The organism is Plantibacter sp. MPB07 (assembly GCF_046619465.1).
Classification (GTDB): domain Bacteria; phylum Actinomycetota; class Actinomycetes; order Actinomycetales; family Microbacteriaceae; genus Plantibacter; species Plantibacter auratus.
The window spans coordinates 1,489,813-1,515,801 of the sequence record NZ_CP177043.1; the positions used below are offsets into that span (position 1 = coordinate 1,489,813).

The window sequence follows — 25,989 nt, forward strand, 5'->3', positions numbered from 1 at the left end:
TCACATCCTGAAGAGGCCGAAGCCGGGTTCTGGCAGGGGCGCGCGGGAGCACACCTCGAGCGCGAGTCCGAGGACCGTGCGGGTCCGGGCGGGGTCGATGATGCCGTCGTCCCAGAGCCGCGCGGTCGAGTAGTACGGGTTGCCCTGCTCCTCGAAGTCGGCGAGGATCGGCGCCCGGAAGTCCTCCTCCGCCTGGGCGGTCCACGCCTCACCGCGGGCCTCGAGTTGGTCGCGCTTGACGGTCGCGAGGACGCTCGCCGCCTGCTGTCCCCCCATGACGGAGATGCGCGCGCCCGGCCACATCCAGAGGAACCGGGGGTCGTAGGCCCGGCCGCACATGGAGTAGTTGCCGGCGCCGAACGAACCACCGATCACGACCGTCAGCTTCGGCACCCGGGTGGTCGCGACCGCGGTGACCATCTTCGCGCCGTGCTTGGCGATGCCTCCGGCCTCGGCGTCACTGCCGACCATGAAGCCCGAGATGTTCTGCAGGAACAGCAACGGGATGCCGCGCTGGTCGGCGAGCTCGATGAAATGGGCGCCCTTCAGGGCCGACTCGCTGAAGAGGACGCCGTTGTTCGCGATGATGCCGACGGGGTGCCCGTGCAGCCTCGCGAACCCGGTCACGAGGGTGTCGCCGTACTCACGCTTGAACTCCGAGAAGTCGCTGCCGTCGACGAGCCGCGCGATCACCTCACGGACGTCGTAGGCCGTCTGCAGCTCCGCCGGCACGACGCCGTACAGCTCTGCCTCCGGGACGACCGGCGGCACACTGGGACGCACCTCCCACGCGCGCGGGTGGGTCGCCGGCAGCGTCGCGACCGCATCCCGGAGGATGTCGAGCGCGTGCGCGTCGTCGTCGGCGAGGTGGTCCGTGACCCCCGACACCCGGGCGTGGAGGTCGCCGCCGCCGAGTTGCTCCGGCGTCACGACCTCGCCGATCGCGGCCTTCACGAGCGGTGGACCGCCTAGGAAGATCGTGCCCTGACCGCGGACGATCACGTTCTCGTCGCTCATGGCGGGGACGTACGCGCCTCCGGCGGTGCAGGACCCGAGTACGGCGGCGAGTTGCGGGATGCCGGCCGCCGACATCCTGGCCTGGTTGAAGAAGATCCGACCGAAGTGGTCCCGATCCGGGAAGACTTCGTCCTGCGTCGGGAGGTTCGCTCCCCCGGAGTCGACGAGGTACAGGCAGGGCAGCCGGTTCGCGGCCGCGATCTCCTGGGCCCGGAGGTGCTTCTTCACCGTCATCGGGAAGTACGAGCCTCCCTTCGCGGTCGCGTCGTTCGACACGACGAGCACGTGTCGTCCGTGGACGAGGCCGATCCCAGCGATGACCCCGGCGCCGGGAGTCGCGTCGTCGTACATGCCGTGCGCGGCCAAGGGCGCGATCTCGAGGAAGGGGCTCCCCTCGTCGAGCAGACGGTCGACCCGATCGCGCGGCAGCAGCTTCCCCCGGGCGACATGCCGCGCCCGCGACGCCTCCGGTCCGCCCAGGGCCGCGGTCGCCATCGTCTGCTCGAGCACCGTCACGAGCTCCCGCTGCGCCGCCTCCTGCTCGCGGAATCGGGCTGAGGTGGGATCAGCACCGCTCGTGAGGGTGGGCACTCGGGCTCCTGTCGTCGTCGACCGTGAGTGCATTCAGTTACTCACCACTCACTGAAAGAGAGGTTACAGTTCATTAACTGAAAAAGTCCACCCCGAGGAGATCCGATGACCGGTCGTGACACACCGTCCCCGAACCCGCCGCACCTCGGGCGCTCGGAGGCGAAAGCGGCACGTCGCTCCGCCCTCCTGCGGTCAGCGGCCGGGCTGTTCGCCGAGCGCGGCTTCGCCGGGGTGTCGATGGAGGACCTCGGAACGGCCGTCGGCATGAGCGGACCCGCCGTCTACCGCCACTTCCCGAGCAAGCAGGCCGTCCTCGCAGCACTCCTCGTCGGCGTCAGTCAGGATCTGCTGGACGGCGGGACCCGCGAGGTCGAGCAGGCTCCGGACAGCGATCGGGCACTGCGTTCGTTGGTCACCTTCCACGTGGCCTTCGCCCTCGACGACCCCGACGTGATCCGCATCCAGGACCACGACCTCGACAGCCTGGCACCGGACGACCGCCGAGCGGTCCGTACCCTCCAGCGGCGGTACGTCGAGCGGTGGGTGGACGTCCTCACGACGCTCCATCCCACGATCCCCGCGGCGGAACTGCGGGTCCGCGCGCTCGCGGGATTCGGACTGATCAACTCCACGTCCCACAGCACCTCCCTCGGCAGGAACGAGGCCGGGACACCCGACCGCGAGGCGGTGCGCTCGACGCTCGAGCGGATGGCACTGGCCGCCCTGCTCGCCGCGTGAGGACGCGGGACAGGTTCAGTCGACGAGCACGGACAGGACGTTCCCCGCTGGATCGGTGAACCAGGCGATGTCCGGGCCGTTCCCGCGCATGATCCCCTTCGCATCCGTCGGCAGGACGTCGTCGGGGTAGAGCTTCGTCACCACACCGCGGGCCTGCAGCTCGTCGACCGCCGTGTCGATGTCGTCGACCACGAGGTTCAGCACGGTGAACGAGGCTGGTGTGTGGTCAGGCTTCCCGTAGACGAGCACCGACCCGCCGGCGGGCAGCGCCACGTCCAGGAATCCCATGGCGTTGTCGGTGACCGTGAGACCGAGGACGTCCCGGTAGAACGCCCTCGCGGCGTCGATGTCGTCGACCGAGAACCCGCTGAAGACATCCGTGTACGAGACCATGAGCCGCTCCTTTGCTGATTCCCGATGCGTACACGATGCACGATGCCACGTCGCGGCCGTCGCGTCCAGGCCCGAACGGCCGCCGGGGCCGGCGAGCGCGAGGGCCTGGACTCGACGATCACACCATCGTCAGGACCATCGCCGGATCGGAGAGCATCGTCCCGAGGTCGACGAGGAAACGGGACCCCTGCGCTCCGTCGATGAGCCGATGGTCGAACGACAGCGACAGCGTCACGACGTGTCGCAGCGCGACCTGCCCCTCGAACTCCCACGGCTGGCGACGGACGGCACCGAGCGCGATGATCGCCGCCTCACCGGGGTTCAGGATGGGTGTCCCCGCGTCGACGCCGAAGACGCCGACGTTGGAGATCGTGATCGTCCCCCCTCGCAGTTCCGCCGGAGCGGTGCGTCCCTCGCGGGCGGTGCGGACGAGGTCCGACACGGCGTCCGCGAGCTCGAACAGGCTGAGCTCCTCGGCCCGAGCGATGTTCGGCACGAGGAGTCCTCGCGGCGTCGCTGCGGCGATCCCGAGTCCGACGTGGCCGTACTCGACGATCTCCCCGGCAGCCTCGTCCCAACTCGCGTTGACCGCGGGAGTGCGTCTCACGGCGATGCACACCGCTTTGGCGAGGACGGTCAGGATGTTGACCCGGTGGTCCCCGGTCCGAGGCGAGCGGGCGAGCGCGTCCAGCAGGGACATCGTCGGCGTCACGTCGACCGTCAGGAACTCCGTGACGTGGGGCGCCGTGAACGCACTGTTCACCATCGCCTCGGCGGTCCGGCGCCTGACCCCCGTGATCGGCCGACGCACCGACCCATCGGCCGCCGTGGCCGGCGCCTCTGGGGTCCCGGCCGGTGCCGCTCCCGCTCCGCGAGCACGCTCCGGCAGCTGCCCGCTCAGGCCGGTCGCAGCGCGCTCGACCTCCTCACGCGCGATCCGACCACCGACACCGGTGCCGACGAGCGTTCCGAGGTCGACGCCCAGATCGCGCGCGAGTCGCCGGACCGGCGGTGTCGCGCGGGGCCGGGAACGCTCCGGCACCGGGGCGGTGTGCGCCGGGGCAGGTGTGTCATCGCCGGCGGACCGGGCACGACGCCGTGGCCGTTCACCGCTCGCCGTGCGAGGGCCGTAGCCGACGAGGACCGGCTCGCGGTCCGCCGCCCCACTCGGACGGTCGACCTCCGCTCGGTCGGCCTCGGGGACCGACGGGGGCGGAGCGGTCTCACCATCGGGCGCGAAGTCGACGAGCGCTTCGCCGACGAGGACCGTCGTCCCCGGTTCGACGTGGAGCCTCGTGACCACGCCGGCGGTCGGCGCGGGCAGTTCGACGAGCGCCTTCGCGGTCTCGACCTCGGCGATCACCTGGTTGAGCTCGACGTGGTCGCCGACGGCGACGCGCCAGGACACGAGTTCGCTCTCGGTCAGACCTTCACCGAGATCGGGTAGGGAGAACCGCTTCATCGCCGTCCCTCCCCACCGGTCACAGGCCGGGCATCGGCCCTGCCCACAGCGGAGGCCGAGGACCGACGCCCCAGCGCGCGATCCACCCCGTCCAGGATCCGGTCGAGGTCCGGGAGGAAGTGGTCCTCGAGCGCCGACGCGGGGTAGGGGGTGTCGAACCCCGTCACCCGCACCGGGGCCTCTTCGAGGAGGTCGAAGCAGCGTTCGGTGATCGAGGCCGCCAGTTCGGCTCCGACCCCTCCCGAGCGTTGCGCCTCGTGCGTGATGACGAGTCGCCCGGTCTTCTCGACCGAGGCGGCGACCGCGTCGACGTCCAGGGGCGCGAGGGATCGGAGGTCGATCACCTCCAGGTCGACACCCTCGTCGGCCGCGGCCTCCGCAGCCTCGAGCGCCGTCTGGACGAGCGGACCGTAGGCGACCAGCGTCGCGTCCGTGCCGGCGCGAACGGTCCGCGCACGGGTGAACGCGAGCGGATCGGCGGGGAGGTCGTCGAGGACCTCACCCTTCGTCCAGTACCGCCGCTTCGGTTCGAAGAACAGCACCGGGTCGTCGCACGCGATCGCCTGACGGATCATGGTGTGCGCGTCCTGGGGGTCCGAGCACGTCACCACGCGCAGTCCCGCCGTGTGCGCGAAGTACGCCTCCGGGGACTCGGAATGGTGCTCGACGGCGCCGATTCCTCCGCCGTACGGCACCCGGATGGTGACCGGCATCCGCACGGCGCCCTTCGTCCGGTAGTGCAGCTTCGCCAACTGCGCGACGATCTGGTCGAAGCCCGGATAGATGAACCCGTCGAACTGGATCTCGCACACCGGGCGGAAGCCTCGGAACGCCAGACCGATCGCTGCTCCGATGATCGCGGACTCCGCCAGCGGCATGTCGACGACGCGATCGGCGCCGAACTCAGCCTGGAGGCCGTCGGTCACCCGGAACACCCCGCCGAGTCGGCCGATGTCCTCGCCGAGCAACAGGACCCGGTCGTCATCGGCGAGGGCGTGGTGCAGTCCGGTGTTGATCGCCTTGCTGAGGGTGAGCGTGGTCATCGGGCACCACCGTCGAACATCGCGAGGTAGGAGCGGTACTCCTCGCGTTGCCGTTCGAGCCCGGGGTGGGCGGTGGCGTAGACCTCGTCGAAGAGCGAGAGCGGGTGAGGGGCAGGCAAGGCGAGGCACCCCGCACGGACCCGGGCGGCCGCGGCGTCGGCGACGGACGCGACGTGGGCTCGGGCCGTCTCGTCGAGGACCCCTTCGGACTCCAGCAGACGCTCGAGACGGGTGATCGGATCCTTCGCACGCCACGACGCGACCTCGCTCTCGTCCCGGTACCGCGTCGGATCGTCCGAGGTGGTGTGCGGCCCCATGCGGTAGGTGACGGCCTCGATGAAGGTCGGCCCACCACCGGAACGTGCGCGGTCGACGGCGATCCGCATCGCCGCCGTCACGGCGAGCACGTCGTTGCCGTCGACCCGCATGCTCGGCACCCCGAAGCCCGGTGCCCGGTCCGCGATGGGGCGCTGGGCCTGCAGCCCGACGGGCTCGGAGATCGCGTACTGGTTGTTCTGGCAGAAGAAGACCACGGGTGCCTGGAAGCTCGCGGCCAGCACCAGCGCCTCGTTCACGTCGCCCTGGCTCGTCGCCCCGTCGCCGAAGTAGGCCACGGCCACCGCGTCGGACCCGTCGCGCTGACAGCCCATCGCGTAGCCCGTCGCATGGAGCGTCTGGGCCCCGATGATGACCGCCGGCGTCGCCATGCCGACCGCGAACGGGTCCCAGCCCGACAGCGCGGTCCCCCGCCACATCGCCATCAGTTGGTCGAGTTCGACGCCACGGCAGTAGGCGACGGCCTGTTCGCGGTAGCTCGTGAAGACGAAGTCCCCGCGCCGCAGGACCCGCGCCGACCCCACCTGGGCGGCCTCCTGCCCGAGCGACGGTGGCCACAGACCGATCTCGCCCTGCCGTTGCAGAGCCGTCGCCTCCGTGTCGATGCGACGCGTGACGACCATGTCCTCGTAGAGCGCGAGCAGCTCGGCGTGACCGAGGTCGGCGACGAAGAGGTCGTAGAGGGCGTCCTCCTGCCGGACGCCGTCCGGATCGAGGAGCTGGACGCACCCGTGGTCGCCCGGGACCGGTTCGCGTGCATCACCGCCCCGCTCGTCGGAATCCTGCGGGAATTGGGTGTGAGTCTCCATCGACACGATGCACGCCGCCTTGAGTTCGGTGACCTCACGGCGGTGCCTCGTGAGCGATGCCGTGCCCTCGCGTCATCGCGAGGTGGTCCGAGGCTACGCCGGATCCCCCTGGCGCTCAACCGTCGACACTCCGCGCAACGGCGAACGCCCGCCCCGCAGAGGCGGGACGGGCGTTCGGGTGCAGCTGGTGAGACCTAGCCTTCGGCCGGGGCCTCAGGACCCTCGCTGGCAGCGTCGCTGCCGTGCGTGTCGGCCTCATCGGCGACGACCGGAGCGAGCGAGAGCTTGCCGCGGTCGTCGATCTTCGTGATCTCGACGAGGATCTTCTGGCCGACGCCGAGCACGTCTTCGACGTTCTCCACACGCTTGCCACCGGCGAGCTTGCGGACCTCGGAGATGTGCAGCAGGCCGTCCTTGCCCGGGAGCAGCGAGACGAACGCGCCGAACGCGGCGATCTTGACGACGGTTCCGAGGAACTGCTCGCCGACCTCCGGGTTGGTGGGGTTCGCGATCGCGTTGACCTGGGCACGAGCGGCCTCGGCCGACGGACCGTCGACGGCGCCGATGTAGACGGTGCCGTCCTCCTCGATGGAGATGTCGGCGCCGGTCTCGTCCTGGATCGAGTTGATCGTCTTGCCCTTCGGGCCGATCAGCTCGCCGATCTTGTCGACGGGGATCTGGACGCTGATGACGCGAGGCGCGGTCGGCGCCATCTCGTCGGGAGCGTCGATCGCCGCGTTCAGCACGGAGAGGATCGTCGTGCGGGCGTCCTTGGCCTGCTGGAGCGCACCGGTCAGGACCGAGGTCGGGATGCCGTCGAGCTTCGTGTCGAGCTGGATGGCCGTGACGAACTCGGAGGTACCGGCGACCTTGAAGTCCATGTCGCCCAGGGCGTCTTCGGCGCCGAGGATGTCGGTGAGCGCCGCGTAGCGGGTCTCACCGTCGACGACGTCGGAGATGAGGCCCATGGCGATACCGGCGACGGGTGCGCGGAGGGGCACACCGGCGTTCAGCAGCGACAGGGTCGAGGCGCAGACGGAACCCATCGAGGTCGAACCGTTGGACCCGAGGGCCTCGGAGACCTGACGGATCGCGTAGGGGAACTCCTCGCGGCTCGGCAGCACCGGCACGAGTGCGCGCTCGGCGAGGAAGCCGTGCCCGATCTCGCGACGCTTCGGCGAACCGACCCGGCCGGTCTCACCGGTCGAGTAGGGCGGGAAGTTGTAGTGGTGCAGGTAACGCTTCTTCGTGACGGGCGACAGCGAGTCGATCTGCTGCTCCATCTTGAGCATGTTCAGCGTGGTGACACCCAGGATCTGGGTCTCGCCGCGCTGGAAGATCGCGGAACCGTGGACGCGCGGGATGACCTGCACCTCGGCGTCGAGCGGACGGATGTCGGTCAGGCCACGGCCGTCGATGCGGATGCCCTCGCGGAGGACACGGCCGCGCATGACGACCTTCGAGACGGACTTGTAGGCCGCCGAGAACTGGGTGAGCACCTCGGCGTCGAGCGAACCGGCCTCGACGCGCTCGGTGATCTCAGCCTTGACGCGGTCCTTGAGGGCGTCGTCGGCGTTCTGGCGCTCGATCTTGTCGGCGATCTGGTAGACGTTCACCAGTTCGTCGTGTGCGAGACCGGCGACCGCGTCGTAGCTCTCCTGCGTGTACGGGAGGAACACGGGGTAGGCCGCGATCTCCTTGGCCGCCTGAGCGGCGAGTTCGCTCTGCGCCTTGACGAGCTGCTTGAGGAACGGCTTGGAGGCCTCGAGGCCGGCAGCGACGACCGCCTCGTCGGGCTTCGTGGCGCCGCCCTTGATGAGGTTCCAGCTGTTCTCGGTGGCTTCCGCCTCGACCATCATGATCGCGACGTCTTCGTTGCCGTTGGCGTCGGTCACGATGCGACCGGCGACGATGATGTCGAAGACGGCCTCCTCGAGCTGGTCGACCTTCGGGAAGGCGACCCACTGGTCGGCCTCGCCGGCCTGGCCGGGGATCAGCGCGAGACGGACGGCGCCGATCGGACCGGAGAACGGCAGACCCGAGATCTGGGTGGACATCGACGCCGCGTTGATCGCGAGGGCGTCGTAGAACTCACCCGGAGCGATCGAGAGGACGGTGATGACGATCTGGACCTCGTTGCGGAGGCCGGTGACGAACGACGGGCGCAGCGGCCGGTCGATGAGGCGGCAGACGAGGATCGCCTCGGTCGAGGGGCGGCCCTCACGACGGAAGAACGAACCGGGGATCTTGCCGGCGGCGTAGGAGCGCTCCTCGACGTCCACCGTGAGGGGGAAGAAGTCGAAGTTGTCCTTGGGGTGCTTTCCGGCCGAGGTGGCCGAGAGGAGCATGGTCTCCTCGTCGAGGTACGCGGCGATCGCGCCCTGTGCCTGCTGCGCGAGGCGGCCGGCTTCGAACCGGACCGTGCGCTTGCCGAACTTGCCGTTGTCGAGAACGGCCTCGGCGAACTTGATTTCTGGACCTTCCACAGGTCTCTCCTTCGTACGTGTGCGCTCCCGTCGAGTGACGGGCCGCGCGTCCCGAATGGACGCGCCGTCGAGCGCGGTCGTGCATGATGCAGCGCGCAACACAGCCGCAGTACTTGCTCAAGCCGCCCGGTCTTCCGGGACTTGGCTGGCCACCAGTAGAACACCACCCGCGGATCGCGAGGGATACACCACCGAGGACCAGCTTCCTGTCGGCTGGCTGTGCGCGGAGCGGACCATCACGGTCCGCCGTCGGTCAGCCTAGCAGAGGGGGGTTCGGCGATCCCCGGAACGACACGGATCCTCAGGTGATGGGCGGGGTGCCAGGAGCGTCGGGAGACGCCGCGCGCCGACGGTCACGTCCCCACGACACGAGCAGGAGGACCATCGCGACGGCCGCTCCGAGGAGGGTGTCGAGCACGCGCTCTCCCACGATCGCGAGCACCGGTTGCGTCGACGAGGACGTGCTGATGATGAGCACGAGCGGCGTGATGAAGACGAGCGCCAACGCGTAGTGCCGGATGACGACGAGCTCGATCGTGAACTGCAGGGCGGCGAGCACGAGCGCGAGGATGTAGCCGTGCGGCTGGAGCGAGGCCACGGCGAGGAAGATCCCGGCGCCGACGACCGTCCCGAGCACGCGGTGCACGCCGCGTGTCGCGCTCAGGGTGCGCGAGTGCCCGACGCTGAGGATCGCGACGGCGGACCCCGCGATCCAGTACCCGTGACCGAGGCCGAGGACCGCTCCGAGGGTCGCACTGATCGCGAGCGCGACCGTGAGGCGGGTCGCGATCCGGCGGTCGGTCGCGCTCAGCCGGTACTCGGGGAACAGCACGCGCATCGGCGTCGGCTTCCCCGCGCCGCGGCGGACCGCCGGCACGAGCAACGGCGCGACGACCACCAGCGAGGCGAAGGCGGAACCGGCCGCCACGAGCAGGATGACCAGTCCGCCGTCGAGCCCGGCGCCGCCGATCGGGACGGGCGCGGTCAGGTGGCCGGCGATGCCGAACACGAGGATGAAGAACAGCGCGCCCGGAGGGCCGAGGACGATGCCCTGCACCAGCCAGATCACCACCGACCCGACGACGATGAGGCCGATCGCGGTCAGCGGCCGAGAACCCGACATCGCGACACCCAGCGCCGCGGCCGTGACGAGTCCTGCTCCGATGAGCGGCAGCACCCGCAGACGGTCCCGGCGGCTGAGGGGCGCGCAGTAGAGCGCGGTGAACGCCCCGAGGCCGGTGAGCAGGCCGAGCGGCGTGAGTCCGAAGAACGTCGCGACCGCGACCGGCACGGCCATCGCTATCGCGGCCGTGAGGGCGGCCGGCCAGCGCTTGGGCGATGGCGCGAAGCTGATCAGCGAGGTCTTCAGACCGCGTTCAGCCATCCGGTCCTCCGCTCTCGTGCAACCATCCAACGCTACGCCATCCTGAGCCCGGCGCCCGGGCCCCGTCGTCGCGCGGGTCGCCCCGGGCTACGCTGGTGCGGACCCCAGGAGGTGACGTTGACGCATCCCGCGCCGGCAGCCGCTCGCCCGAAGCAGCGCGTCCCGTTCTGGGACAACGCCCGTTTCGCGTGCATCACGCTCGTGGTCATGGGCCACGCGATCCAACGCCTGACCTCCGAGTCCGACACCGCGCTCGTCGTGTACCTGTTCCTCTACGCCTTCCACATGCCGGCGTTCGCGATCATCAGCGGGTACTTCTCGAAGTCGGCCCCTCCCGGACGACGACAGATGCGTCGGGTGATCACGGACATCCTCCTGCCCTACCTGATCATGGAGGGGATCTGGTCCCTCGTGCAGTTCCTCGTCGAGGGCAAGCGCGCGTTCAACCCGACCCAACCGTCGTGGACCCTCTGGTTCCTCCTCGCGCTCGGCATCTTCCGCCTCGTCCTGCCCTATCTCGCGCTCCTGCGCTGGCCATTGTTCTGGAGCGTCGTGATCTCGATCGGCGTCGGTTACCTCGACAACGTCGACAGCACGTTCTCACTCTCGCGCGCACTCGGGATCCTCCCGTTCTTCGTGCTCGGGTGGCAGATCAACCGCTGGCGGCTCGTGGACCGCTGGCGTCTCGTCCGCACGAGGGCCTGGTGGATCCGGATCGCCGCCGCCGCCGTCCTCATCGTGTGGGCGGTCGTCCTCGTCGTCGGGATCGACCTGTGGCGGCGCATCGACCTGCGCTACTGGTTCTTCTACGACCGGGGGTACACCGCGCTCGGCAACGAGGACGGGACGGGCGGCCTGGTGCGACTCGCGGCGATCCTGCTGGCCGTCGTCCTCACCGCGGCGTTCTTCGTGCTCGTCCCCCGCGGCCAGTCGTGGATCACCCGGTACGGACAGTCGACGATGTACGTCTACCTGCTGCACTCCTTCGTGCTCTACCCCCTGCGTGAGTCGGGCGTACTCACCGACACGGGCAGCCCCGAGCTCGTCCTCCTCGGCCTGCTGGTGCTGTCGGTCCTGATCGTCATCGTGCTCTCCAGCGGACCGGTGCGCCGCATCACGAGACCGCTCATCGAACCCCGCGCGGCGTTCATCTTCAGTCGCAAGCGGGCCTTCGACCCGGAGCCCCCTCGGAGCGACCCGACCGGGTCCCGCCGCGACGTCACGAGGTGACGAGGACGACCTTCCCGCGGACGTGACCGTCGATGAGGTGGCGGTAGGCGTCGACGACCCGCTCGATGGGCCACACGCTGTCGATGGGGAGGACGATCTCACCACGCGCGATCGACTCGCCGAGCGCGGCCAGCTCGTCGAGTGTCGCGTCCTGTCCGCCGACGCCCCGGAACCCGTGCTCGGCGGCGAACGGTCGGTCCGCGATCGTGTTGACCCGCTCCGGCGCGACGCCGAGGTCGCGCGCCAGCTCGAGGGTCGGCCGGCCGTGGGTGTCGATGACGGCGGTGATCCCGCCGGGGGCCGCCTCGAGGACACGCTCGCGCAGCCCGTCGCCGTACTGGACGGGGATGATGCCGAGACCGCGGAGGAACTCCTGATTGGCCGCGCCGGCGGTGCCGAGCACGACCGCGCCCGTCCGCCTGGCGAGCTGTGCCGCGAGCACGCCGACCCCGCCGGCCGCAGCACTCACGAGCACCGTGTCCGGCTGCTGGACGCCGACGGCGGCGACCGATGCGATCGCCGCGCGTCCCGCGATGTCGAGGGCGCCGGCCTGCTCGATGGTGAGCCCGTCCGGCACATGATGGAGGATGCCGGCCGGAGCGATGAGGAAGTCCGCCTGCGCGTGGAACCGGTGTCCGCCGTAGACGTGGTCGCCGGTCGCGAATCCCTGGACGCCGCTCCCCACGCCGTCCACCACCCCGGCGAAGTCGTTGCCGTTCCCGCTCGGGACGTCCCGGCCGAAGGAGGCGAGCGATTCGGGTGATGCCGCGAGCTTGTGGTCCACGGGGTTCAGGCCCGCGGCGAGGACGCGGACACGGACCTCGTTGTGTCCGGGCACCGGGATGTCGCCCTCGACGAGGTGGAACACCTCGGGGCCACCGAACCGGTCGAACCGCACGAACCTCGCCATGATGTCTCCTCCGTCGGCCGTCGCCGACCTCCATGCTCACACGCTTCCCGGACGAGGACCACCCGGGAGAGTGAGTACGTCACATGCCGTTCACCCGGCCGGGCGAGAATCGCGGGCATGGGATGGGTCGATGAGCTGCAGGCGGCGATCACGGCGTGGTTGCTCGCCATCGCGACGTCCGGCTGGGTGTTCGCGGCCCTGTACCTGCTGACGGTCGCCGACGCCTTCCTGGTCGTCCTGCCGAGCGAGACCGCGGTGACGGCGCTCGGCGCGATCTCGGCGTCGAGCGGCTCGCCGGACCTCGCTCTCCTCATCGGTGTGGCGTGGGCGGGTGCCGTGACCGGCGACGTGTCCTGCTACGTCCTCGGCCGCCGCATCGGGACCACGCGGTTCGCCTGGATGCGGCGACCCCGGGTCGCGCGGGCCATCGACCGCGCCGGCGCGGCGCTCGACCGACGTGCTGCGGCCGCCATCCTCACCGCCCGGTACATCCCGTTCGCGCGCATCGCGGTCAACCTCGTCGCAGGGGCGAGTGGGCTCCGCCCACGACGGTACCTCCCCATCACGCTCGTGGCAGGTCTCGCGTGGGCGCTCTGGAACGTCGGCGTCGGCGCCGTCGTCGGTCGTTTGCTCCCGGGCCAGCCGGTGCTCGCGACGGCGGTGTCCATCGTCGTCGCGGTCGGCGTCGGCGTGACCGTCGACCGGATCAGCGCGGCATTCGCCGCACGGCGACAGCGCTCTCGTGCCTCACTCGACGAGTTCGCCCCTGGCCTTCTTACCGACGATGGAGTGGCGGCGGCTGTAGGCGAAGTAGATGATGAAGCCGAGCGCCAGCCAGACGAGGAACCGCACCCAGGTGAGCGTCGTCAGGTTGAGCATGAGCCAGACGCAGAGCACCGCTGAGAGGATCGGGAGGAACGGCGACCACGGGACACGGAATGCGCGCGGCAGCTTTGGATACTTCTTCCGCAGCACGATCACGGCGATGCTGACGAGCACGAACGCGGAGAGCGTCCCGATGTTGATCATCTCCTCGAGGATGCCCACGTCGGTCAGGCCGGCGATCAGCGCGACGAGCGCGCCGACGATGAGCTGCACCCGCACGGGTGTCTTGCGCTTCTCGGAGGTGACGCTGAGCGAGCGCGGGAGCAGGCCGTCGCGGCTCATGGCGAAGACCACGCGGGCGAGGCCGAGCAGGAGCACCATGATGACGGTCGTCAGGCCGGCGAGGATGCCGATCGAGATCACCTGCGCCGCCCAGTCCGCGCCCACCGCGATGAACGCCGTCGCGAGTGAGGGGTCCTCAGCCTCGGCGAGCGTCGTGTACGGCACCATGCCGGTGAGGACGAGGCTCACCCCGACGTAGAGGACGGTCACGATGGCGAGGCCACCGAAGATGCCGCGCGGCAGGTTGCGCTGCGGGTTCTTGACCTCTTCCGCGCTCGTGGCGACGACGTCGAACCCGATGAAGGCGAAGAAGACGAGGGAGGCACCGGCGAGCAGACCGAAGACGCCGTACTGTGCGGGCGCTGCCCCCGTCATGAAGGAGAACAGCGACTGCGACCAGGCGTCGGACGCCCCGCCCTTCGTCGGGACCTCGTCGGGGATGAACGGCGTGTAGTTCGCGGCCTTGACGAAGAAGGCGCCGACGACGATGACGAAGATGACGATCGCGACCTTGATGATCGTGAAGACGCTCGCGACACGCGAGGACAGCTTCGTCCCGAGGACGAGCAGGGTGGTGAAGATCGCGACGATGACGAACGCGCCCCAGCTGACCTTGAGCCCGAAGACGTCGAGCTCGCTCGGCACGTCCCAGCCCCAGAGCAGGAAGACGTTGCTGAGGTAGATGCCCCAGTACTTGGCGATGACGGCGGCCGCCGTGAGCATCTCCAGGATGAGGTCCCATCCGATGATCCACGCGAGGAGCTCACCGAGGGTGGCGTAGGTGAAGGTGTAGGCGGAGCCGGCGACGGGCACCGTGGAGGCGAACTCCGCGTAGCACATGATGGCGAGGGCACAGGTGACGGCCGCGAGGATGAACGCGAGCGACACGGATGGGCCCGCGTAGTTGCCCGCGGCCTTGGCTCCGACGGAGAAGATGCCGGCGCCGACCGCGACCGCGACACCCATGATCATGAGGTCCCAGGTGCCGAGGGTGCGCTTCAGACTGCGCCCTTCGACGCTGGAATCCGCGAGGGAGTCCTCGATGCTCTTCGTCCGCCAGATGCTCATGGTGCTCCTTGCCGTGGTGCGGTACCTCGTGGCCTCGCTCGAAGCCGACTCTCGACCTTGCCAGATGAGCAGGCCGAGGTCGAGTCGCAGACGGGATGTTCTCCAGCTGCAGCGTTCCTGATCGAACACGAACGGGCCGCCATCCCGGAGGATGACGGCCCGTCACGAAGAAGCTCGCGGTGTCAGCGCCCTTCGACAGGCTCAGGGACCGTGGGTCTCGTGAGCTGGCGGAGGGTTCAGAGTGCTGCCTAGCGGCGGAGTCCGAGGCGCTCGATCAGCGAGCGGTAGCGCTCGATGTCGACGGCCTGGAGGTAGCCGAGGAGGCGGCGACGCTGTCCGACCAGGAGCAGCAGGCCACGACGCGAGTGGTGGTCGTGCTTGTGCTCCTTGAGGTGCTCGGTGAGGTCCTTGATGCGGCGGGTCATGACCGCCACCTGGACCTCGGGGGATCCGGTGTCACCTGGGTGGGTTGCGTACTCTTCGATGATCGCCTTCTTACGGTCTCCTTCAAGCGCCATAGTGGTGATCCCCTCTCTGTTCGTTGCGCGGTGCCCGTCGCCTGATGCGTGGGCTCTCTTGATCCGCGGCCGTTCGACGGCAACCTTGTGATTCTAGCAGGTTCAGAGCGTGGGAGGTTCGCGGTGCGTCGAGCGCCGCTTCGCGTTCGCCCGTTCCTCCGCTTCGCTGGCTGCAACCCGACGTCGGCGCCGCAGCACGAGGATGAGGGCGAGCGCGATGAGGTCCAGGATCAGGAAGGCGAGGAGCAGCCAGACCCAGAGCGGCGGTCCGGCACCGGCGTTCGGCGCGGGTTCAGCGGCCGCCTCCGCCGCCTCGGCGGTCGTCGTGGAGTCGTAGACGAGCCGGACCGGGTCGCCGAGCGTGGCCCCGCCGTCGGCGTTCGTCGACACGAGGGCGAGGGTGATGTCGTACTCCCCCGCGTCCGCGCCGCGCAGCCACTGGGTCATGTTGATCCTGGTGGACCATCGGCCGTCGCTCCCGATCTCGATCGGCTGCCCGTCGAAGCGGAACTCGGTCGCCCCCGTCCCGCCGGTGGACTGCAGGTCGCACGACGCATCATCGGCCGTAGAGCTGCTGAAGCAGGCCTTCGCCGAGTCGTACAGGTCGATCGAGCGCCAGTAGGACAGCACGACGTCGGCACCCGGGTCGGCGGTACCGGTGACGTCGAATCCGCTCACCTGCTCGCCGTCCAGGGTGTAGTCGACGCGGTAGACGGTGTCGCCGTCGGTCGGGCTCTCGATCGTGCCAGTGCCGGCGGCCGACGCGGGAGCTGACGCGGCGAGCGGCAGGACGACGGATCCGGCGCCGAGCGACACCGCCACCACGGCGAGCGCCGCGGCACGAGCGGCGCGCTGCAGCAGCGAACCGAGTCGACGCGCTCCGGGGATCACCTGGCCACCACTCCCTCCGGCGACGCCGGACGGCGACGCACGCCACCAGTATCCCAAAGACCGGGGCGCCGAGCCTGGGAACGACGGAGGCCGGGACCGCACCCGCCGATCCCCGCCCGCATCGGGGCGATCGGACGGAGACGTCCGATCAGGCCCCGAGACCGCCGAGCAGCTCGGAGAACGGGCGATCGAGCGCGAACGGGTCGTCCAGGCGCCCGGAACGGTCCGAGGCCGCCACGAGTGCGCTCAACTCGCCGGCCGCGCGGTCGATCCGCGCCGGCAGGGCGCCGACCTGCGCGTCGCCCGACCCCCAGTCCTCGGAGGCCGCGAACACGGCGGTCGGCACGGTCACCGCCCGCAGGTAGGCGAACAAGGGACGCACGGCGTATTCGAGGGCGAGCGAATGCCTGGCCGACCCACCCGTCGCACCGAGGGCGACGGGCACCCCGGTCAAGGCGGTCGGCTCCACCACGTCGAAGAACGACTTGAACAAACCGGAGTAGCTGGAGGAGAAGATCGGCGTCACCGCGATCACGCCGTCGGCGGCGGTCATGGCTTCGATCGCCTCGGACAACCGTGGACTGGGGAACCCGGTCAGCAGGTTGTTCGTGATGTCCTGCGCGAGGTCGCGCAGCTCGATCGACGTCGTCTCGACCTCGTACCCGTCCTGCTCGAGGCGCGCCACGGTGGCGTCGCGGAGGCGGTCGGCGAGGAGGCGTGTGGACGACGGTTGACTGAGGCCGGCCGACACGACGGCGAGCGTGCGCTTCGCGGTCATCGGGTCGCCCCGACCGCCGCCGCGCCGAACGCCGAACCGGATGCGACCCGGCTCGTCTCGACCGCACCGGAGCGCGAAGCGAGTTCCGCCTCAGCGGCCGCGACCATCGACGCGTGCGTCGGCGCCTCCGGCACGTCGGCCGGACGGTCCTTCGCGAACTCCTTGCGCAGCACCGGCACGACCTCGCCGCCGAGGATCTCGAGCTGGTCGAGCACCGTCGCGAGCGGGAGCCCGGCGTGATCCATGAGGAACAGCTGACGCTGGTAGTCGCCGAAGGTCTCGCGCATCCCGGCGTACCGGTCGATGACCTGCTGCGGGCTGCCGACGGTGAGCGGCGTCTGCTCGGTGAAGTCCTCGAGCGTCGGCCCGTGACCGTACACCGGGGCGTTGTCGAAGTACGGCCGGAACTGGGCGACGGCGTCCTGCGAGTTCTTCGCCATGAACGCCTGACCGCCGAGTCCGACGATCGCCTGCGCGGCCGTGCCGTGTCCGTAGTGCTCGAACCGCTGACGGTACAGCTGGATGAGGCGCATGTAGTGCTCCTTCGGCCAGAAGATGTTGTTCGCGAAGAAGCCGTCGCCGTAGTAGGCCGCCTGCTCGGCGATCTCGGGGCTCCGGATGGAGCCGTGCCACACGAAGGGCGGCACGCCGTCGAGCGGTCGCGGCGTGGACTGGAAGCCCTGCAGCGGGGTGCGGAACTGGCCCTGCCAGTCGACGTAGTCCTCTCGCCAGAGGCGGTGGAGCAACGCGTAGTTCTCGATCGCGAGGTTGATGCCCTCGCGGATGTCCTTGCCGAACCAGGGGTAGACGGGCCCCGTGTTGCCGCGGCCCATGATGAGGTCGACCCGGCCGCCGGCCAGGTGCTGCAGCATGGCGTAGTCCTCGGCGATCTTCACCGGGTCGTTCGTGGTGATGAGCGTCGTGCTCGTCGAGAGGATGAGGTCCGTGGTCTTCGCCGCGATGTAGCCGAGCATGGTCGTGGGGCTCGACGGGACGAAGGGCGGGTTGTGGTGCTCGCCGGTCGCGAAGACGTCGAGACCGACCTCCTCAGCCTTCACAGCGATCGCGACCATCGCCTCGATGCGCTCGTGCTCGGTGGGCGTGATCCCGGTGGTCGGGTCGGTGGTGACATCCCCCACCGTGAAGATTCCGAATTGCATCATGCGCTCCCACTCGTTCTTTCATGCGTTTGCATGGATATTCAGGACAACGGCGTTCACGCCCGCGCTATTCCCGGCCCGTTCGGCATCCTGTCCACAGCGCGCCGCGCGAGCCGTACGCCGTGTCGGCGGGCTATGGCAGGATCACCGCATGAACGGCTCACCGAACCCTTCGTCCAGCATGCCGACACCGGCCCCTCGGCACGTGTGCGGCATCGTCCCACCCTGGTTGCTCGAGCGCATCGCCGAACTCGACACTCCACAGCTGGCGCGTGCCGCCAGTGCCGCGCGGTACTCGCTGCTCGCCACGCGACCATACCGCTTCCCCGAGCCCGGGTCGGAGCGGACCACTGATCCCGTGCGCAGCGCCACGGCTGGCAAGCGTCCGGTCGGCACCCCGGAGCGCAGCATCCACGACGCCCGGCGGACCGAGACCCTCCCGGGCACGCTCGTCCGCTCGGAGGGTGAGCCCGCCACCAGCGACGCCGCGGTCTCCGCCGCCTACGACGGCCTCGGAGACACCCACGCCCTCTTCGCCGAGGCGTTCGCACGCGACTCCATCGACGGCCGCGGGCTGCCCTTGCTCGCCACGGTGCACTACGGCGACGACTACGACAACGCGTTCTGGAACGGCGAGCAGATGGTCTTCGGCGACGGCGACGGCGAGGTCTTCCGCAGCTTCACGAGCTCCTTGAGCGTCATCGGCCACGAGCTGGCCCACGGCGTGACGCAGTACACGGCGAACCTCGTCTACGAGGGGCAGCCCGGAGCGCTCAACGAACACGTGTCCGACGTCTTCGGCGCCCTCGTCGAACAGCACGCGCGCGGCGAGGACGCGGCATCGGCGTCCTGGCTCATCGGCGAAGGGCTCTTCACGGACGAGGTCGAGGGCAACGCACTGCGTTCCATGCTCGCCCCGGGTACGGCCTACGACGACGACGTCCTCGGCAAGGACCCGCAGCCGGCGCACTTCGACGACTACATCGAGACGACCGACGACAACGGAGGCGTCCACCTCAACTCCGGCATCCCCAACCGGGCGTTCGCGACGCTCGCCGTCGCCCTCGGCGGCAACGCCTGGGAGCGTGCGGGGCTCATCTGGTACGACACCCTCGTCGGCGGCCTGTCGGAGCGCGCCGACTTCGCGACCTTCGCCGCGGCGACGATCGCTGCGGCCGCCGCCAGGTTCGGTGTGGACTCGGAGGAGCACGCCGCGGTCGGGCAGGCGTGGGCGCTCGTCGGTATCGAGCCGTCCGCCTGAGCGTCGTGGCAGCGCCCGGGCTCGCGGAGTAGCATCGCGGCATGAAGGTCACGGTGACGAGGAGCGGCGGTGTGGCCGGTCTCACCCGACGCTGGGAGGTCGTCGTCGACGAGCAGCCCGACGTCGACCGGTGGATCGTCCTGCTCGACCGCCTCCCGTGGGACGACACCCCGCAAGGACCACCGGTCCCGGATCGGTACGTCTACCGCATCAGATGCGCGCCCAAGGAGGCCACCCTCGGCGAGCAGCAGCTCACCGGTCCCTGGCAGGAACTCGTCGAACGGGTGCGCGCCGTCCAGCCGCCACGCGACTGACGATTCCTCGCCAGTCGCGCGACGCCGACGGCGTCAGTGCTGCGGGAAGCGCTCCGCCAGCAGTTCGATCGTCCGCTCACGTGCGGGCGCCGAGTTCGACGGCGTGCCCTCCCGTGCCGACCCGACGGGCGACACCATGACCTCGTCGACACCGAAGCGGTCGGCGAGACCCTGCAGCTCCGCCGCAGCCTGGTCGGCGTCGCCGATGATCCAGGCAGCGCGCATCTGCTCGACGAAACCGAGCTCGAGATCGCTCTGCTCGGTCGCGGCGGCCTCTCCGACGGTCGCGATGGGTCCGAGCGGCTTGCCGGAACGCAGTCTCGCCATCTGCTGCAGGTTGGGGAGCGCCAACGCCTCCGCCTCGGCGGCCGTGTCGGCGACCACGGCGTTCGCGGTCAGGAAGGTGCGAGGCGCGTCGAGATGTGCGGACGGCTGGAAACTCGACCGGTAGAGCTCGAGGGCCCGAGCCGTCCCCTGGCCGGAGAAGTGATGCGCGAAGACGTAAGGCAGTCCGAGTGCTGCGGCGAGCGCCGCCGAGTAGTCGCTCGAACCGAGCAACCACACGTCCGGCACACTGCCGGCCTTCGGCGTTCCCCGCAGGGCGTACTCCTCGCCGGAGGTCATCCGCACGCTCGCGCCGTCGACGCCGAGGAGGGCGACGATGTCCTGCACGTTGTTCGGGAACCGGTCGACGTCGCTCGTGTTGCCGGACTGGCGGAGCACGGCGGAGATGACGGGGTCGCTGCCCGGTGCCCGGCCGAGGCCGAGGTCGATGCGACCGGGCGCGGAGGCCTCGAGGAGCGCGAACTGCTCGGCGACGACGAGCGGCGCGTGGTTCGGGAGCATCACGCCGCCGGAGCCGACCCGGATGCGCTGCGTGGCGGCGGCCAGGATGCCGATGACGACCGCGGGGTTCGTCGATGCGACGGACGGCATGTTGTGGTGCTCGGCCACCCAATACCGGTGGTACCCCAGCTCGTCGGCGCGCTTCGCCAGGGCGATCGTCGCTGCGAGGGCAGCCGCGGTGTCCTGGTCGGTGCGGACGGGGATGAGATCCAGTATCGAGAGTCGCATGGTCACCTTTCGTCGCGCTGCCGAACGGCGACAGACGCATCAGGGTGCAGCGCTCGGACGGCCTGACATATTCCGCCTCGGCGACCGCAGTGGATTCCCAGGGCGATCCAAGCCAGATGCCACACCTGACGCGTACGCTGGACGCCCGCGACCGTGAAGGAGCACAGCATGGGATTCCTCGATCGACTGCTCGGACGCCCCGAGTCCGATGGACCTGTCCAGGCGACGGCCGGCGGGAACCCGGCTCCGGCCCGCGCGCGGACGGAGGACGAGATCGCCGTGGAACGCTACCGCTACCTCCTGCGGACCGCGCCGCCGGAGACCATCGAACAGGTCCACGAAGAGGCCTTCACGAAGCTCACCCCCGAGCAGCGGGGCATCCTGTACCGACAGTTGTCGGAGGACGCCCCGACCGGTGAGGCACCGGCCGACGACTCCCCCAAGGCTCTCGCGCGTTCGGCCACCCGGGCCGAGGTGCGGCAGCCCGGGACCCTCGAGCGCAACCTCGGTCCGCAGGGCGGCGGGATGGGCTTCGGTGGCATGCTGGCCAGCTCCATGCTCGGCACCATCGCCGGTGTCGTGGTCGGTTCGGCCATCGCGCAGGCGTTCATCCCGGACACCGTCGGGACCGATGCCGGTGGCACCGATCAGAGCGGTGCCGAGGCAGGGGCGGGAGACGGCGCGGCGACAGACGCATCCGCAGCCGACAGCTCCGCCGACGGCGGTGGCTGGGGTGACGGTGGATTCGGCGACGTCGGTGGCGGCGGCGACTTCGGTGGCGGCGGCGACTTCGGGTTCTGAGCCCTACCGGCACCCTTGGAGCGCCGACGCGTGTCCGTCAGCGCCGCTGACCACCCGCGGTACGCGCAGGAGCGGCCGTCCGGAGTTCCACGGCCCGCTGGGCGAGCAACTCGATGACCGCTTCGATCCGTGCATCCCGGTGCGCGTCGTCGGACCGCTCCACCCACATCGCGAGTTCCCGCTGTGCACTGTTCGGCAGGCCGCGGAAGAACGACAATCGACCGGCGTCGTCGATCGCCTCCTCAAGGTCCGGCCGCAGCCGCACCACCGTGCCGGTCGCCGAGAGCGGCGCGGCTCCCACATCAGCGTGTCTGCCCATGCGGCAACGGTAGTGGGTCGGGCGGCAGCCGTCGAGCAGCTCGGTCCTGACCGACCTCGGCAGGGTCCTCGGGCCGTCAGGACCTCAGGCGAGTTCCCATGAGGCGACGCCACCACCGACGACGACGAACACCGGGTGCGGCTGCGGTCGCCAGACCTTCGCCCATCGGGACGCGACGTCCGGGCTGCGTCCGAGCAGATGTCGCCGCAGGTTGCCCCATTCGTAGTCGAGCTGGCCGTCGGTCACGACGAGGGGTTCCGGGAGGACGCCGGAGGCAACGACACGCGCACGGTCGAAGACGATGTCGCGCTCCTGCGCCTCGTCGGCGACACCGTTGAGGTAGGCCGCGATCGCCTCCAACGGTTCGTCGGCCTCGAGGAAGCGCTGGAGCTGCGGGTGTGCACGGAGGCTCGATCCGGGCTCCTGCAGGACCCGCTGGGCGATCAGCCCTTCACGCCAGGACGATGTCAGCGCCTGGGCGTCGAAGTACCGGGGATGGATCGACCAGAGACGCATGACTCCATCCTGCCCGAGGGCGCTGACAACCGACTCCGGGCAGCCCCTGCCCCTCGCCGCGGAGCCCTGCCGCGACGCGCGTAGGCTGAGGTGCATGTCTCCGCGCACCCCATCCCGTCACCCGATGCCCCGGTGAGCGCTGCACCCGCATCCGGGCGGCGCGGGCTCCTCGTCGATCTGAGTCCGCTCCGGGAGAGTCCCGCCTTCGCCCGGCTGTGGATCGGCGGCGCGATCACCGGGATCGGCGGTCAGATGACCATCGTCGCCGTCGGGCTCCAGGTCTACGACCTCACCGCGTCGACGTTCGCCGTCTCACTCGTGGGCGTCATCGCCCTCATCCCGATGATCGGCTTCGGGCTCTACGGGGGCATGCTCGCGGACGCGTTCGACCGACGCACGGTCGCCCTGACGGCCGCCGTGGTCACGTGGGTGTCGACGGCGATCATCGCGGTGCTCGCCTGGAGTGGCTCAGAGGTGGTCTGGCCCCTGTACCTCCTCACGACGATCAACGCCGTGTCGACGACCATCGTCGGGACGACGCGGCAGGCGATCCTCCCCCGGCTGCTGCCGGCCCGCCTCCTGCCGTCCGCCGCGGCGTTGTCCGGCATCGCCGCGGGGGTCATGGTGACGGTCGGTCCCGCACTCGCCGGCGTCCTCGTGGCCAGTGTCGGATTCCGCTGGACCTACACGATCGACGTCGTGCTGTTCGTCGCCGCCTTCCTCGGGATCGCGTCGCTGCCGAAGATCCTGCCCGAAGGCGGCGTCAGTCGACTTCCGGGCCTCGCGAGCCTGGTCGACGGCTGGACCTTCCTCCGGACGGCCCCCAACGTCCGGATGACGTTCATCGTCGACATCGTCGCGATGACGTTCGGCAACCCACGGGTGCTCTACCCCGCCGTCGGCACCCTGTTGCTCGGTGGCGGCGCGATCACCGTCGGGGTCTTGACCGCAGCCGGCGCGGTCGGCACCCTGCTGTCGAGCCTCGTCTCCGGACGACTCGGCCGGATCGACCGCCAGGGCCGCGCCATCGAGCGGGCCATCATCGTCTACGGGCTCGCCATCGCCTGCTTCGGCGCGGTCCTCGCGTGGGTCACGTTCTCCGGAACGGCGACCCCCGATGCGGCAGACGCGAACCTGCCCGCCATCGTGATCGCGGCGATCGCACTCGCCGTCGCCGGAGCGGCCGACAACATCAGTTCGATCTTCCGGATGACGATCCTCCAGGCGGCCGTGCCCGATGCCGTCCGAGGCCGGCTGCAGGGCGTCTTCACCGTCGTCGTGACCGGCGGACCCCGCGTCGGCGACCTCTACATCGGCCTCGCCGCGTCTGCCTTCGCGCTCTGGGTACCGGCGCTCGCCGGCGGACTCCTGGTCGTCGTGCTCGTCTGGACGCTCGTCCGCGTCCAGGGGGCCTTCCGACGCTACGACGCCAGGACGCCGACCCCGTAGCGCCTAGGCGGGGGCCGTGGCGATCGAGAAGACGTCGCGACCGCTGAGCGAGGCCCGGCCGGGCAGTCCCTCGAGCTCGAGCACCAGCCCGAGCCCTGCCACCTCGTATCCGGCGCGCTCGATGAGGTTGACCGCCGCGCCGCAGCTGCCGCCCGTCGCGAGCACGTCGTCGAGGATGAGCACACGCGTCCCGGCCGGCAACTGCTCGGTGCGCAACTCCAGGGCGGCGGCACCGTACTCGAGTCCGTAGTCCTCGCGGAGCACCTCACCCGGCAGCTTGCCCGCCTTGCGGATGGGGACCAGCCGCGTGTGCGTCGCGTACGCGACCGCCGCGGCGAGCAGGAACCCGCGGGCCTCGACACCGGCGACCGCGTCGAAGCGACCCTCGAAGCGCGCCGCCAGCTCGTCGATGATCGCGCGGAAGGCGTCGGCGTCGGCGAAGACCGGGGTCAGGTCGCGGAACAGGATGCCGGGCGTCGGGAAGTCCGGAATGGTCGCCGTCAGGCGGTCGACGTACTGGGTTGCGGTGGTCATGTGGTCCTCGTTCGGTCTGGGAGACATGCGACACCCCTCGCCTCAGCGACGCGTCGGTCGAGAGAGACGAGGGGTGACCTGCGGATGGTTACTTGACGCCCAGGAGGTCGATCACGAAGACGAGCGTCTGGCCGGAGAGCTGGTGGCCGCTGCCGGCCGGGCCGTAGGCGAGCTCCGGCGGGACCGTGAGCTTGCGACGGCCGCCGACCTTCATGCCGGGGATGCCGTGCTGCCAGCCCTGGATGAGGTTGCGCAGCGGGAAGTTGATGGACTGCCCGCGGCTCCAGGAGGAGTCGAACTCCTCGCCGGAGTCGTAGCCGACGCCGAGGTAGTGGACGTCGACGGTCGAGGAGGCCTGGGCCTCGTCGCCCTCGCCGAGGAAGATGTCCTCGATGACGAGTTCGGTGGGGGCCGGGCCCGTGGGGGCGTCGACCTCGGGCTTGGTGCGTGCTGAATCGGTCATGACTCCATCCAAGCAGTTCCGCCTGATCGGTTCACGCGGATTTCGCTGAGCGCGTGACGCCCCGGGCCGACGCCGGGTGGGGTGGTCGTGGCGCTGCGCCCGGTACTTGGGGGTTGCGGGCCGTGGCACCCGGGTGCATGCTGGAGGCACAGACCAACTCATCGCCCGGGCGACTCGCAGGCATTGCCGCAGCACCGGGCGATGAGTCTGTCCGGGGCCGTCGCCCGGGGATCCGCCTCGCATCCCGTTCCGTCGTGTCCGGGCATCCGCAGCTCGGACCGGTATGTCCACAACGCCCGCGCCCGACGCGCCTGCGATACCGTAGACGGGTGAAGTTCGCCCATTTCGTCGCCACAGACCACCAGCCGAGTACCCCCGCAGAGCCGCGGGTCCGACTCGCCGTCATCAGCGACACCGGGGCGGTGTTCCTCGACGAGATCCTCGAGGACGCCCCGCGCGACCTCCAGGAGCTCATCGAGCGCGGCCCCGCCGAGCTGGACCGCGTGCGGAGTTTCGTCGAGACGTCGCTCGCCCACGGTGTCAGCGGAGAACCCCTCGACGGGCTCGTCCACGCGTCCGCGGTCCTCCGTCCGCCGACGATCCTCGCGGTCGGGCTCAACTACTCGGCGCACTCGCAGGAGCTCAATCTCAAGACCGACAACGCCCCCACCATCTTCGGCCTGTGGGCGAACTCGCTCACCGGTCACGGAGGCACCACGAGCTGGCCGGCGGCGATCAGCGAGCAGGTGGACTACGAGGCGGAGCTCGGTGTCGTCATCGGCCGGGCCGCTCGCGACGTCGATGCGGCCGATGCGCTCGGGTACGTGTTCGGGTACACCGTCGTCAACGACATCACCGCCCGCAACATCCAGTACTCCGAGGCACAGTGGTCGCGCTGCAAGTCGTTCGACGGGTTCACCCCGACCGGCCCGGTCGTCGTGACCGCGGACGAGATCCCCGACCCGCAGGACCTCCACATCTCGACCGTCCTCGATGGCGTGACGCTCCAGGACTCCTCGACCAGTCACATGGTCCGCAGCGTCGCGACGCTCATCGAACACCTGTCGGGCTCCGCGACCCTCCTGCCCGGAACGCTCATCTCGACGGGCAGCCCGGGCGGCGCGGGATACTCGCGCGACCCGCAGGTCTTCCTGACCGACGGCGCGACGGTGACCGTGTCCGTCGAAGGCGTCGGATCGCTCACGACGCACTGCACGGTCACCGCCGGGTAGCGACTCCCCCACAGCACACGACGAAGCCGTCCGGACCCTGGTCCG

The 25,989-nt window shown here is 70.0% G+C and carries 25 protein-coding genes and 1 pseudogene; 8 read left to right on the forward strand and 18 right to left on the reverse strand.

The window, feature by feature from the left end:
* Window positions 1–1,608 (reverse strand): carboxyl transferase domain-containing protein, encoded by a 1,608-nt coding sequence (locus tag ACLIME_RS07020; protein WP_411558508.1) that lies wholly within the window; start codon window positions 1,606–1,608, stop codon window positions 1–3.
* 105 nt (window positions 1,609–1,713) lie between these two features.
* On the opposite strand from ACLIME_RS07020, the gene ACLIME_RS07025 reads away from it, so the two are divergent.
* Window positions 1,714–2,346 carry a TetR/AcrR family transcriptional regulator gene (locus tag ACLIME_RS07025; RefSeq protein ID WP_124769531.1) on the forward strand — a complete coding sequence of 211 codons (633 nt, stop codon included), beginning with the start codon at window positions 1,714–1,716 and terminating at the stop codon, window positions 2,344–2,346.
* Between the two features lie 15 nt (window positions 2,347–2,361).
* Here the strand turns inward: ACLIME_RS07025 and ACLIME_RS07030 are convergent, their stop codons facing one another.
* From ACLIME_RS07030 to ACLIME_RS07055, 6 genes are all read right to left on the reverse strand, one after another.
* Window positions 2,362–2,739: a VOC family protein gene (locus tag ACLIME_RS07030; RefSeq protein WP_411558509.1), complete on the reverse strand. Its 378-nt coding sequence runs from the start codon at window positions 2,737–2,739 to the stop codon at window positions 2,362–2,364.
* A gap of 118 nt (window positions 2,740–2,857) precedes the next feature.
* Window positions 2,858–4,201 carry a dihydrolipoamide acetyltransferase family protein gene (locus ACLIME_RS07035; protein WP_411558510.1) on the reverse strand — a complete coding sequence of 448 codons (1,344 nt, stop codon included), beginning with the start codon at window positions 4,199–4,201 and terminating at the stop codon, window positions 2,858–2,860.
* On the reverse strand, window positions 4,198–5,244 hold the full coding sequence (locus ACLIME_RS07040; RefSeq protein WP_124769533.1) for an alpha-ketoacid dehydrogenase subunit beta: 1,047 nt from the start codon (window positions 5,242–5,244) through the stop codon (window positions 4,198–4,200). The genes ACLIME_RS07035 and ACLIME_RS07040 overlap by 4 nt, the downstream gene beginning before the upstream one ends.
* On the reverse strand, window positions 5,241–6,389 hold the full coding sequence (gene pdhA, locus ACLIME_RS07045; protein WP_411558511.1) for a pyruvate dehydrogenase (acetyl-transferring) E1 component subunit alpha: 1,149 nt from the start codon (window positions 6,387–6,389) through the stop codon (window positions 5,241–5,243). The genes ACLIME_RS07040 and pdhA overlap by 4 nt, the downstream gene beginning before the upstream one ends.
* Before the next feature lie 194 nt (window positions 6,390–6,583).
* Window positions 6,584–8,875 (reverse strand): polyribonucleotide nucleotidyltransferase, encoded by a 2,292-nt coding sequence (locus ACLIME_RS07050; RefSeq protein WP_079707114.1) that lies wholly within the window; start codon window positions 8,873–8,875, stop codon window positions 6,584–6,586.
* A gap of 301 nt (window positions 8,876–9,176) precedes the next feature.
* Window positions 9,177–10,259: an FUSC family protein gene (locus ACLIME_RS07055; protein WP_411558512.1), complete on the reverse strand. Its 1,083-nt coding sequence runs from the start codon at window positions 10,257–10,259 to the stop codon at window positions 9,177–9,179.
* 117 nt (window positions 10,260–10,376) lie between these two features.
* Here ACLIME_RS07055 and ACLIME_RS07060 point away from each other — a divergent pair, with 117 nt between their 5' ends.
* Entirely contained in the window at window positions 10,377–11,489 is a 1,113-nt protein-coding gene (locus ACLIME_RS07060; RefSeq protein WP_411558513.1) for an acyltransferase family protein, read from the forward strand.
* Here ACLIME_RS07060 and ACLIME_RS07065 read toward each other — a convergent pair.
* Window positions 11,479–12,399 (reverse strand): NADP-dependent oxidoreductase, encoded by a 921-nt coding sequence (locus ACLIME_RS07065; RefSeq protein WP_411558514.1) that lies wholly within the window; start codon window positions 12,397–12,399, stop codon window positions 11,479–11,481. The two genes, ACLIME_RS07060 and ACLIME_RS07065, sit on opposite strands and share 11 nt — an antisense overlap.
* Before the next feature lie 117 nt (window positions 12,400–12,516).
* On the opposite strand from ACLIME_RS07065, the pseudogene ACLIME_RS07070 reads away from it, so the two are divergent.
* Window positions 12,517–12,954 (forward strand): annotated as a pseudogene (locus ACLIME_RS07070) (DedA family protein); the annotation flags it as partial.
* A gap of 192 nt (window positions 12,955–13,146) precedes the next feature.
* On the opposite strand, the gene ACLIME_RS07075 reads toward ACLIME_RS07070, so the two are convergent.
* The 5 genes from ACLIME_RS07075 to ACLIME_RS07095 all read right to left on the reverse strand — a co-directional run bounded on the left by ACLIME_RS07075 (window position 13,147) and on the right by ACLIME_RS07095 (window position 17,981).
* The gene (locus tag ACLIME_RS07075; RefSeq protein WP_071262327.1) at window positions 13,147–14,634 is read right to left on the reverse strand and encodes an amino acid permease; all 1,488 of its coding nucleotides are present in this window, start codon (window positions 14,632–14,634) and stop codon (window positions 13,147–13,149) included.
* A gap of 248 nt (window positions 14,635–14,882) precedes the next feature.
* The gene (rpsO, locus tag ACLIME_RS07080) at window positions 14,883–15,152 is read right to left on the reverse strand and encodes a 30S ribosomal protein S15 (protein ID WP_056012204.1); all 270 of its coding nucleotides are present in this window, start codon (window positions 15,150–15,152) and stop codon (window positions 14,883–14,885) included.
* Between the two features lie 102 nt (window positions 15,153–15,254).
* Entirely contained in the window at window positions 15,255–16,043 is a 789-nt protein-coding gene (locus ACLIME_RS07085; protein ID WP_411558515.1) for a hypothetical protein, read from the reverse strand.
* A 148-nt stretch (window positions 16,044–16,191) separates the two neighbouring features.
* Window positions 16,192–16,821, reverse strand: a complete 630-nt coding sequence (locus tag ACLIME_RS07090; RefSeq protein WP_411558516.1) for an FMN reductase — start codon at window positions 16,819–16,821, stop codon at window positions 16,192–16,194.
* On the reverse strand, window positions 16,818–17,981 hold the full coding sequence (locus ACLIME_RS07095) for an LLM class flavin-dependent oxidoreductase (RefSeq protein ID WP_079707385.1): 1,164 nt from the start codon (window positions 17,979–17,981) through the stop codon (window positions 16,818–16,820). The genes ACLIME_RS07090 and ACLIME_RS07095 overlap by 4 nt, the downstream gene beginning before the upstream one ends.
* A 151-nt stretch (window positions 17,982–18,132) precedes the next feature.
* Between ACLIME_RS07095 and ACLIME_RS07100 the strand changes: the two genes are divergently transcribed.
* Both ACLIME_RS07100 and ACLIME_RS07105 read left to right on the forward strand, forming a co-directional pair.
* Entirely contained in the window at window positions 18,133–19,242 is a 1,110-nt protein-coding gene (locus ACLIME_RS07100) for a M4 family metallopeptidase (protein WP_411558517.1), read from the forward strand.
* 41 nt (window positions 19,243–19,283) lie between these two features.
* Window positions 19,284–19,556: a protealysin inhibitor emfourin gene (locus tag ACLIME_RS07105; RefSeq protein ID WP_064294474.1), complete on the forward strand. Its 273-nt coding sequence runs from the start codon at window positions 19,284–19,286 to the stop codon at window positions 19,554–19,556.
* Between the two features lie 33 nt (window positions 19,557–19,589).
* On the opposite strand, the gene ACLIME_RS07110 is transcribed toward ACLIME_RS07105, so the two are convergent.
* Window positions 19,590–20,630, reverse strand: a complete 1,041-nt coding sequence (locus ACLIME_RS07110) for an LLM class flavin-dependent oxidoreductase (protein WP_411558518.1) — start codon at window positions 20,628–20,630, stop codon at window positions 19,590–19,592.
* 168 nt (window positions 20,631–20,798) lie between these two features.
* On the opposite strand from ACLIME_RS07110, the gene ACLIME_RS07115 reads away from it, so the two are divergent.
* Complete coding sequence (locus tag ACLIME_RS07115; protein WP_411558519.1) at window positions 20,799–21,431, forward strand: hypothetical protein; 633 nt, start codon at window positions 20,799–20,801, stop codon at window positions 21,429–21,431.
* A gap of 37 nt (window positions 21,432–21,468) precedes the next feature.
* Here ACLIME_RS07115 and ACLIME_RS07120 read toward each other — a convergent pair whose 3' ends face one another.
* On the reverse strand, window positions 21,469–21,750 hold the full coding sequence (locus ACLIME_RS07120; RefSeq protein WP_079707121.1) for a YdeI/OmpD-associated family protein: 282 nt from the start codon (window positions 21,748–21,750) through the stop codon (window positions 21,469–21,471).
* A gap of 84 nt (window positions 21,751–21,834) precedes the next feature.
* Complete coding sequence (locus ACLIME_RS07125) at window positions 21,835–22,266, reverse strand: pyrimidine dimer DNA glycosylase/endonuclease V (protein ID WP_079707123.1); 432 nt, start codon at window positions 22,264–22,266, stop codon at window positions 21,835–21,837.
* A gap of 132 nt (window positions 22,267–22,398) precedes the next feature.
* Between ACLIME_RS07125 and ACLIME_RS07130 the strand changes: the two genes are divergently transcribed.
* Window positions 22,399–23,715 (forward strand): MFS transporter, encoded by a 1,317-nt coding sequence (locus ACLIME_RS07130; protein WP_411558520.1) that lies wholly within the window; start codon window positions 22,399–22,401, stop codon window positions 23,713–23,715.
* Window positions 23,716–23,718: 3 nt separating this feature from the next.
* Here the strand turns inward: ACLIME_RS07130 and ACLIME_RS07135 are convergent, their stop codons facing one another.
* Entirely contained in the window at window positions 23,719–24,249 is a 531-nt protein-coding gene (locus tag ACLIME_RS07135; protein ID WP_124769542.1) for an adenine phosphoribosyltransferase, read from the reverse strand.
* Between the two features lie 88 nt (window positions 24,250–24,337).
* Window positions 24,338–24,712: an FKBP-type peptidyl-prolyl cis-trans isomerase gene (locus tag ACLIME_RS07140; RefSeq protein WP_064294480.1), complete on the reverse strand. Its 375-nt coding sequence runs from the start codon at window positions 24,710–24,712 to the stop codon at window positions 24,338–24,340.
* Between the two features lie 329 nt (window positions 24,713–25,041).
* Between ACLIME_RS07140 and ACLIME_RS07145 the strand changes: the two genes are divergently transcribed.
* Window positions 25,042–25,944 carry a fumarylacetoacetate hydrolase family protein gene (locus tag ACLIME_RS07145; protein ID WP_411558521.1) on the forward strand — a complete coding sequence of 301 codons (903 nt, stop codon included), beginning with the start codon at window positions 25,042–25,044 and terminating at the stop codon, window positions 25,942–25,944.
* The last annotated feature ends 45 nt before the right edge of the window (window positions 25,945–25,989 follow it).